The following is an 8,558-nucleotide window of genomic DNA, read 5'->3' as shown; positions in this document are numbered from 1 at the left end:
GGAAAGCCTCGGTCTCCTCGGCGTCGGCGCCGCCGGCGAGGCCGGAGCCGTCGGCGGCCGCATCGACCGTGCCGGCGCCGCCGAAGCCCGCGGGCGCGTCGTCGACATCGACCAGGGTGAGCGCCGTGCCGCCATCGGTGTTGCCGGCCGATCCGGCGACATCCGCCTCGATCGACAGCGACACGGTCGAGCCGGTGGGCGTGACCGCCGCGACGCTGGTGAAGGTCGCCCCGTCGGCGCGGGCGAATTGCAGGCCGGCCGGGACGGCGACCCCCGGGGCGGCCGGGAAGGTCGCCGAGCCCAGCGCGGTGTCGGCCGGGAACGGCTGCAGGTCCAGCTCGAACCCGTGCCGGATCAGCCAGAGCCGATCGGCGGTCGATGCAAACAGCTGACGCACCAGCCAGGCGCGGCGCAGTTCGAGGCCCTGGCCGACCAGCGCCAGGACCTTCGCCAGCACCGTGAACGTGTTGGCCCAGACCGAGGCGACGGCGCCGTCGATCGATTGGGTGAAGTATTTCCGTGCGGCCTGGGACAGCTCGGTGAGCGAGCGAACGCTATAGCCCGCCATCGGCCCGCCTCCAGAGGATGTCGAACTTGTCCGAGTAGGATTGCGAGCCGTCCCGGCCGTAGAGGCCGACCGAGAGGGCGACGCGGCCGTTGGCCTTGTCGACGACGGCCGAGGTCGTGATCCTGGCTGCGGCGCCCTGGCGGATCAGCGGCTTCAGCGCACGCTGTACCTCCGCCTCGATCTGAGCACCGGTCGCGTCGAGCAGCGCGCTGCGCCGGAACAGCCACAACAGGGACCCGAGCGGCGCCTCGCCGGCGGCCGCGTCGATGTCGAAGCCGTCCCCGGGCCAGCCGCGGCGATCGCCCCGATGATCGAACCGGAGCGACGCCGCGTCGGCGCGGGCGTCCGTGAACAGCAAGAGCAGCACCGCGGTGCGCAGCGGGTTGGCCGAGACGAGGCCGCCGGCGGGTCCGTCGTCGCCGCCGGTGGAGACCGCGAAATCCCCGACGATGCCGTTCCACACGATGTCGAACGGCAGCAGGCTCACGCCCGCATCCGCGAGCGGGGTCAGGGTGAGCTGCATGGGCGGGATCCTGGGGCGGCGCGCGGCCGCGTCAGAGCTTGGCGAACACCACCGAGGACGGCCCCTCCGCGGTCATCACCGGTGCGTAGGTTCCGTCCGTACCGTCGCCGCCGAGGTAGACGCGTCTGCCGCCGAGGCTGGCGGTCTCGGTCGCCTGCAGGCCGAGCGTCTTCGCGGTCATCTTCTGCGGGCGATCGGCCGCATCGTGCCAGATGCCATCGTCGCCGAGGTAGCGCGTGGCGTTGCCCTTGGCGTCGTAGAGGGTGGTGTTGCCCTCCTTCAGGTCGCGCGGGCGGTAATCCTGGTGCTCGAGCCCGAGGAAGGCGACGAGCGAACGCTCGCCCGAGCCGGCGATGCCGATCCCGTGCGAACCCTTCGGCGCGTGGGAGGCCAGACCGTGCTGGCGCACGATCTGGACCTTGTCGACCTCCTCGCCGGCGTAGCCGTAGCCGGCGCCGGTCTGCATCTCGCCAGAGTCGTCGGTCTCTTTCAGCTCGGCGCGGAACAGGTTGGTGCGGCTCACTCCTCACCCTCCCCGTCGTCATCGATGCCGCCGCCCGGGTCGAACACGCCGTCAGACTTGTCGGTCGCCTCCTTGCCGCCGGCAGCCTTCGGGTCGACGAAGGTGAGGTAGGCGACCGTGCCCTCCTGCTGGCCCTGGCGGAGGTTGGCAGTCTGAAGGGCGTAGTCCCCGTCGATGTCTTCCTCTTCGTTGACGATCGCCATCAGGCGGCCGGGCTCCCAGAGCTGACCGGCCTCGTCACGCCAGGTCGCGACCTTCACGCTGATCGTCGTGCCGAAAGAAGCGCGGCGCAGGCGCTCCCAGCGCAGGCGCTTCTTCAGTTCCTTCTTCGACCAATCCCCCTCGGGGATGATCAGTAGCGGCCGGTTGCGCTTGACGCTCGGGTCCCGCTCCGTCTCCTCTTGCCGGAGATTGTCCTTGCCGACGCCCCGCGCCCGCTGTCCCCGTGCGACGTAGTGCGAATACTTGTCGCCGCACTTGATCTTGACGTCCATCTCCTCGACCGGTGACTGACCGAGGATGAGTGCGCCGGCGTGCCGCTTCGTGCCGGCCCGGGTGATGTTGATCGAGCCGTCCGGCTGCCCCGAGAGCATCAAGCCCAGCCGGCGCGCCTCGCGCTCGACCGTCTGGAAGATCGTGTCGTGCGGCTGGCGCTGGACCTTGGGGATCTTGGTCAGCTGCTGGTCGGTCTTGAAGCCGCACCGGACCTCGTCGAGTTCCTTGGCGATCTCCAGGAGGGTCTTGTTCTCGAACCGCCCGGTCTTATGCTTGACCGGATGGCAGTCGACGGCGTCGGCGGATTTCGATTTGCCGTCGACCGTGACCTGCTTGGTCTTTGCGTACTTGGCGCCGTAGCCACCGATGTGGCCGGAACAGAGCAGATCGCCGCGGCCCGGTCGCGCCCGACCGCCGACCGCGGAGGTGCGGATCTCGATCTCCTTGCCGTGACGCAGGCGCTTGGCCGCGTCGCTCCAAGAGGGGTTCGTCGCCCCGAGGCTGAACGAGATCTCGGCCGACTCCTGCGAGCGGTCGAGGGACACGTCCTGCCAGCCGATCAGCACCTGACCGTCGACCGTGAGGGTGACGATCTCCTCGACGAAGGGCATCAGCGCTTACCCGGCGAGACGGCCTCGATCGTGGCCGGCATGTGGAATGGGGTCCCGACGGCGTTGCGGTCCATCAGCTCGCCGGCGCGTTCCGGATCGCCGTAGAGCGACCAGGCGAGCGAGGCGGCCGGGAACGACGCCGCGGCGTCGACGCGGATCACAGGTTGGAGCGAGGCGGCCTCCTGGACGAGGTAGGCCGACGTCTCGCGCGCGGCGGTATCGAGGATGGCGAGGACGTCCTGACCGAGGGCGGCCGCGACCCGGTCGGCGGCGCCGTCGTAGGCGGCGCGGATCCGCACGCGCGCGGCGCTGGCGGACTGCCGATCGGCGAACCCGGTGCGGGCCTCCGCGACGAAAGCCTCGCCGAGGCAGGCCATCTCGACGGCGACGCACAGGGCCCGGGCGAGGCTGTAGCTCCGGGTCAAGGCCGGCGAAGCCGAGGATGGCGCGCACCCTTGCGTCGCCGCGGCCGCCGCGTACAGGCCGGCTGCGGCGTCCGCCGCCTCCCCGGCGCGGGCCACCGCCTGGACGGTCCCCACGAGGCTCGCGGCGATCGCCGCCACATCGACCGGACCCAGCACCCGGGGCGCGGAGATCCAGCCGATCCGGCGGCAGGCCGAGCTCGCCGCCTGCGCCTCGGCCGTCGGGATCGGCAGCGCGCGCGCGAGGTCGGCGACGACGTCGGCCAGGCGCGACGCCGCGGCGGCCGCCCCCGCAATCGCCGAGGACGGGGGCGAGGCCATGGCGTCTCCGCGGTCGGTCAGAAGGGCGGGAGGAACCCGGCGATCTCGTCGGGCACGTAGGCGCCGATCGCCTCGGATACGGCGTCGGCGAGGCCATCGAGGGCCGAGGCGGCGATCCGGTCGCCGAGATCCAGGAGGCCGAAGCTCCCGGCCCCATCGAAGCCGCCCCCCGCGCCGTCGTCGCCGGAGGCCTCGATGAACTCCAGGTCGATCTCGACGTAGCCGAGCCGGTCCTTCTTGTGCGACGGGGCGCAGCCCGTGCACCGAACCTCCTGCGGCCCGAAGAACGGCAGGACGAGGGTGAACTCGCCCTCGGTCGAGCAGGCCTCGACGAGGGCCTGGACGTCGCTATCGGCGCGGTCGTTGGCGATGTACGCCTTGATCCGGAATTCCCGGGGCAGCCGCCCCATGTCCTCCGTGTCGTGTGTCTCGGCCTTCGAGTATTCGTGGGTGACGACGCGGCGCCCGGTTTTCGGGATCGCCTCGTCGTCGACGTGGAACGGCACCCCCGCGAAGGAGGCGCCGCGCAGGGTTGCGATCCAGTCGCGCATGGCGGTTTCCTGCTACTGCGCGCCTGGTGTCGTCGCCGCCCCCGGCATGGACACGGCGCCCGGCCGCGCACCCGACGAGGTGAGCGGCATCTTGGCCGTCTGGCTCGCGACGGCCCCGGCGATCTTGGCCGTGAGCATGTCGCTGTTGAGCTCGACGATGATGCGCTGCGGTTGCAGCGTGACCGTCGCCTCGCCGGTCACCGGTGGCATTTCCGTCACCTTGGCGGTGATCTGGTCCGGCTTGACCGTGGCCTCCAGCGGCTTACCGCCGTTGGCTTGCGTCGCCGAGGCGCTGGCCGCCCTGTCCAGGGTGTTGCGCAAGGCGTCGGCCTGCCCGGAACGATCCGCGCTGGCCGGCATCGAGACCACCTCGACCGGGAGCGTCTTCCCCCCGGATCCGAAGCCCGGCAATCCTTGCGATGTCACCTCCGGACCCCGGAGCAGGTCGCCCCAGAACCCACGCGACCGCTCGACCGTGGTCGGAAAGCCCGCGGCCGCGTCCGCTCCGCCGGGCAACGTCTTGGGCGCGCCCGGCGCGTTGCTGCCATCGGGAGCACGGTCGGTCTTCGGCAGCGAGACCACCTCGACCGGTACCGTACCGCCGCCGAACTCACGAGGGCGCTCGGGCGGGAGCGGGACCGCACGCGGCGCGACGGGGCCTTGCGTCTCCGGCAGAGGATCGCCGGGCATCCGCATCGCACCCAAACCGAAATTCGGGAGCGCGACGCTGGTCTTCTTGCGCCCCCACAGGAAGTCGTGGATCAGGCCGCCCGATCCTTCGACCGTCGTGGCTGCCGGACCCGTGGCATCGGCGCCCGGCAGCATCTCGCGCTTGGGCAGCGTGGTGAAGGACCCGTAGCCCAGGCGCTTGGCCGCCTCGGCATCCGCGTGCATCTGCTCGCGATACCGCATGAGGTCGCCGATACCGCCGGTGGCACCCGAGATCCCCGCATCGAGGTAGGCGCCGCCGACGGCGCCCCCGAGGATCACGCCGCCGGTCACGAGGCCGCCGGCGGTGATGCCGGCGCCGGCGGCCCCAGCGCCCGCAGTCTTGGCTGCTTCGCCGGCCGCTCCGCCCAGAGCGCCACCCGCGCCGAGCTTCAGCGCGGCCGCGTCGAGGGCTGCCGCCGACGCAGTGAGTGCGGTCGCCGCCGGCGCCAGGCCGAAGCCGCTGGTGAGCAGCCCCAAGCTCTTGATGCCGACGAAGGCCGTGCCGAAGGCCGCGATGACGCTTGCGACCCGCACCACCCCGTTGTCCAGCTCCGCGAACGACTGCGTGAGGTGGCCGATCTTGTCGGTGATCCAGGTCAGGGCGCCGCCGTTGCCATCGTTGTCCCAGGCGCGGCCGAGTTTCGTCTCCACGTTGGTGATAGCGCCGTCCAGGCGGCGCTTGGCGCCATCGAAGCCGGCATTGCGCTCGGAGGAAACCTTGTCGGAGTATCCGTCGGCGTGATGGAGCAGCTCCTCAAGCATATGCTTGAAGGTCTCTGGGTCGCCCAGCGCGTTGGCGATGCGGGCGCCCTGCTTCGAGCCGAAGATGGCGTTGGCGAGCGCCGGGTTCTTCGGGATCGCCGTCATCAGATCGGCGACCAAGCGATCGGTGTCGACCCCCTTCATGCTCTTGTCGCGGAACCGGTTGGCCAAGCCCGCGATGCTCTTCTTAGACTTGGCATCGTCGCCGTCGAGGTTCTCTGACAGTAGGTTCATCACCGCCGGCGTGAACTTCGACGGGTCGGCGATCATCTTCTTGTCGGTGAAGATCTTGTTGAGCGCGCCCTGTGTCGCCTTGTCGAGCTGAACGCCGTAGGTCGCCGCGACAGTCTTGGTGAAAGCCGCCGTGTCGATCTTGTCCGGCATCTTTTGGTAGTTCTTGTAGTCCATGCCATTGGCGAGCATGGCTTCCTTCGCCCCGCGCGTCGGCGACATGGCGTTGGCGACGAGCGCGCGGAACGCGACGCCGGCCTCGTCGCCGCCCATGTTCGCCTTTTTCGAGATGCCGGCGAACGCGAGCAGGGTCTCCTCGGACAGGCCGGCCATGCGGGCCGGGGTCGCGCCGTACTTGTAGGTCTGGCTGATGTCCTCAGGGGTCATGCCCGAGATCTTCGCAGCTTTGACCTGGACATCTGCGGTGCGCTTGGCCGACGCCTTGGCCGCGTCGAGGGTTGAGATGTCTTTCTTGAACCCGAAGATCGCGCCTTCCATCTGCTTGACCGCGTCGGGTAGGCGCAGATCCAGCGATTGCCCGAGCGCGGCGGCCGGCTCCATCAGGCCCATGACCTGATCCTTCTTCAGGCCGCGCGCGGCGAGCTCGCGCTGGGCCTCAAGGACTTGGACGTCGTTGTAGCGGGTGCTGCCGCCCATGTGCACGGCCTGGTCGACGAGCGGCTTCTGCTCCTCATCCGTCAGGCCCATCACCGCCTTGCCGAACCGACGCTCGTTATCGAACTCCTGGTAGGTGTGCAGCGAGTGGCCGCCGAAATGCTCGGCCTTGTGTACGGCGGTGAGGCCGACGATGCCGGCGGCGCCCTTCCACGCGTCTTTGCGCGCCTGGCGGCGCTCGGCTTGAGCCAGGGTCGCCTCGTGCCGCTCCTGCGCCTGCTGGGCGCGCGCGGCGCGCGCCGGCGCACTCATCCCATCGGTCAGATAGCGGTCCTGTGCGATCTTCGCGTGCTGACGGCTGCCGGCGGCGCCCATGCCTGCCGCGAACCCGCTTTCGGCCTTGAGCAGCTGCTCCTGCCGTCGCATCGCGCCGTTCGCGCCCTCGATCGCGGCCTTCAGGCGGTTTTCCTCGGCCACGAGCTTGCCGATCGCCAGGCCCGATCCCCCCAGTTCGGCCGCGACACCCTTCAGGGCAGCAGCCTGCGCCTCGTAGGTCGAAGCGGAGGCCTTCACGGCGCGCTGCGCGCTCACGAACTGACGCTCCAGGTCGGAGACCTGCTTGCGCGCGGTCGCCATCTCCTGGGCGACCGCGCCGCCCTTCGAGAAGGAGCGCACGCCGTCGAACTGAGCCGCCGCCTTGCGGGCGTTGTCCAGCTCCTTGGCGACGCGCGCGACTTCGAGCTGCGTCCCGCGGTACGCGGCCCGCGCCTGTCCGAACGAGGATTGCACCGCCCGAAAGTTGTCGACGCTCTTCAGGCTGGACTGCGCGGCGTTCGCCTCCTTGCCGAGGCGCGCGATCTCGGAGGCGACCTTCGCGCTCTTGCCCGCTTCCTTGAACTTACGGGCGATGGTGTCGAGCACCTTGCCGGTGCGATCTTCCGCGCTGATGACCGCCTTGGCTTCGATGATCCTGGCCATGATCAGCGATGCCCTCTGCGTGCGGCCTCCCGCTTACGCTTCTCCGCCCGGGCGACCGCCCGGCCGTACCAGTGGATGATCTGCGTCGGCGTCAGCCGGCCGACGGCGTCGAGGGGCTGGTTGAGCTCGAAGACGATGTCGTCGGCGAGGTCTCCGAGGGTGCGCTGGCCGCGGCGGGCGCCCGGAAAAAACCCATGACCGCCTTGCGCACCTCGCGGGCCACCGTCCAGTTGCCCGGGCCGAGCTGCGACAGCAGCAGCGGGTCCTTCGGCGTGACCATACAGGCCTGCGCGTAGGCCCAGATCACCTCGGGCTTCTCAATGGTGAACAGCGCGCCGTCCTCGCTCTCGCCGATCGAGTAGGGCTCGCCGCCGCACGAGACGTACTCGTCGTAGGTCGGCTGGCGCAGCACGATCTCGGCGATCGGCCCGCCATGGCTGGCGATCGGCTCGGGGAGAGGGATGCGGACGGTCTTGGACACGGGCGGCACCTGTGTTTGCATGCGCTCCGGACGTGGGGGGAGTCGGATGCTGCGGTTGGGGATTGCGGCCGCGCTGATCGGCTGTGCGGGCGCGGCGAGGGCGGCGATGCCGGGCGAGCTCCAGACGGAGATGATCGCGTGCGAGAGCCGGGATCTGATGGTCCGGGCGCTGGAGCTGATCGACCAGAAGGACAACCGCGCCGCCGACGAGCTCTGGCGCCGCGGCCGTGTCGCCGGGACCTGCCGCGTCTTCGACAAGGGCGACAAGATCGTCCTGGAGACGCGCGAGATGACCTCGGGCCTGTCGAAGATCCGCAGGCTGGGCGACCCGAACGCCTACTGGATCGTCAACTTCGCGATCGACCCGAGGCGGTAGCGCTCGGATCAGGTGACCTGGTAGTTCGCCGAGGCGCACTCGATCTTCAGGCCGGAGACCTCGCCGGACTCGGTGTCGATCGACGGGTCGCCCGACCACGATGCGTCGGTGAACAGGTGCGTGTGCTTCGCGTCGGTCTCGACGAAAGTGACGTTGAGATCGAGGAGCATCATGTCCTCGTCCCAGACCAGGCCGACGCCGCGGTCGAAGGTCAGCTCCAGCGAGGGGAGCTTGGGCTTCACCATCGACGACTTCGTACCGTCCTGATTGGCCACGTTCTCGCGCGTGGCGCCGGCGGGGTTGATCGTCGCCTTGGCGCGCCCGCTGAAGGTCTGGCCGTTGATGTCGAGCGTGAACCGCCCGCCCTTGTTGCCGGACATGGCTGTGGTC

Annotated in this window: 10 protein-coding genes; 1 reads left to right on the top strand and 9 read right to left on the bottom strand. The window is 70.0% G+C overall.

Going from position 1 to position 8,558, the window contains the following annotated elements:
- The 8 genes from MKL20_RS27420 to MKL20_RS27385 form a co-directional block, all read right to left on the bottom strand.
- On the bottom strand, positions 1-568 hold a 568-nt coding region (locus MKL20_RS27420; RefSeq protein ID WP_244039308.1), incomplete at its 3' end, for a baseplate J/gp47 family protein.
- The gene (locus tag MKL20_RS27415) at positions 555-1,091 is read right to left on the bottom strand and encodes a phage GP46 family protein (protein WP_244039307.1); all 537 of its coding nucleotides are present in this window, start codon (positions 1,089-1,091) and stop codon (positions 555-557) included. The genes MKL20_RS27415 and MKL20_RS27420, both read right to left, overlap by 14 nt.
- 31 nt (positions 1,092-1,122) lie before the next feature.
- Positions 1,123-1,614, bottom strand: a complete 492-nt coding sequence (locus MKL20_RS27410; RefSeq protein ID WP_244039306.1) for a phage baseplate assembly protein — start codon at positions 1,612-1,614, stop codon at positions 1,123-1,125.
- Complete coding sequence (locus MKL20_RS27405; RefSeq protein ID WP_244039305.1) at positions 1,611-2,720, bottom strand: phage baseplate assembly protein; 1,110 nt, start codon at positions 2,718-2,720, stop codon at positions 1,611-1,613. Before MKL20_RS27405 ends, MKL20_RS27410 begins: the two co-directional genes overlap by 4 nt.
- On the bottom strand, positions 2,720-3,463 hold the full coding sequence (locus MKL20_RS27400) for a hypothetical protein (protein WP_244039304.1): 744 nt from the start codon (positions 3,461-3,463) through the stop codon (positions 2,720-2,722). Before MKL20_RS27400 ends, MKL20_RS27405 begins: the two co-directional genes overlap by 1 nt.
- A gap of 17 nt (positions 3,464-3,480) precedes the next feature.
- Entirely contained in the window at positions 3,481-4,014 is a 534-nt protein-coding gene (locus MKL20_RS27395; RefSeq protein ID WP_244039303.1) for a DNA circularization N-terminal domain-containing protein, read from the bottom strand.
- A 12-nt stretch (positions 4,015-4,026) separates the two neighbouring features.
- Positions 4,027-7,311, bottom strand: a complete 3,285-nt coding sequence (locus tag MKL20_RS27390) for a phage tail tape measure protein (protein WP_244039302.1) — start codon at positions 7,309-7,311, stop codon at positions 4,027-4,029.
- 91 nt (positions 7,312-7,402) lie between these two features.
- A complete protein-coding gene (locus tag MKL20_RS27385) occupies positions 7,403-7,792 on the bottom strand; it encodes a hypothetical protein (protein WP_244039301.1) in 390 nt (129 codons plus the stop codon).
- Positions 7,793-7,838: 46 nt separating this feature from the next.
- On the opposite strand from MKL20_RS27385, the gene MKL20_RS27380 reads away from it, so the two are divergent.
- On the top strand, positions 7,839-8,168 hold the full coding sequence (locus MKL20_RS27380; RefSeq protein ID WP_244039300.1) for a hypothetical protein: 330 nt from the start codon (positions 7,839-7,841) through the stop codon (positions 8,166-8,168).
- 8 nt (positions 8,169-8,176) lie between these two features.
- Here the strand turns inward: MKL20_RS27380 and MKL20_RS27375 are convergent, their stop codons facing one another.
- The gene (locus tag MKL20_RS27375; protein WP_244039299.1) at positions 8,177-8,548 is read right to left on the bottom strand and encodes a phage tail tube protein; all 372 of its coding nucleotides are present in this window, start codon (positions 8,546-8,548) and stop codon (positions 8,177-8,179) included.
- Positions 8,549-8,558 lie beyond the last annotated feature (10 nt).

The organism is Methylobacterium sp. E-066 (assembly GCF_022829635.1).
Classification (GTDB): Bacteria; Pseudomonadota; Alphaproteobacteria; order Rhizobiales; family Beijerinckiaceae; genus Methylobacterium.
This window is presented reverse-complemented; position numbering and strand designations above follow the sequence as displayed.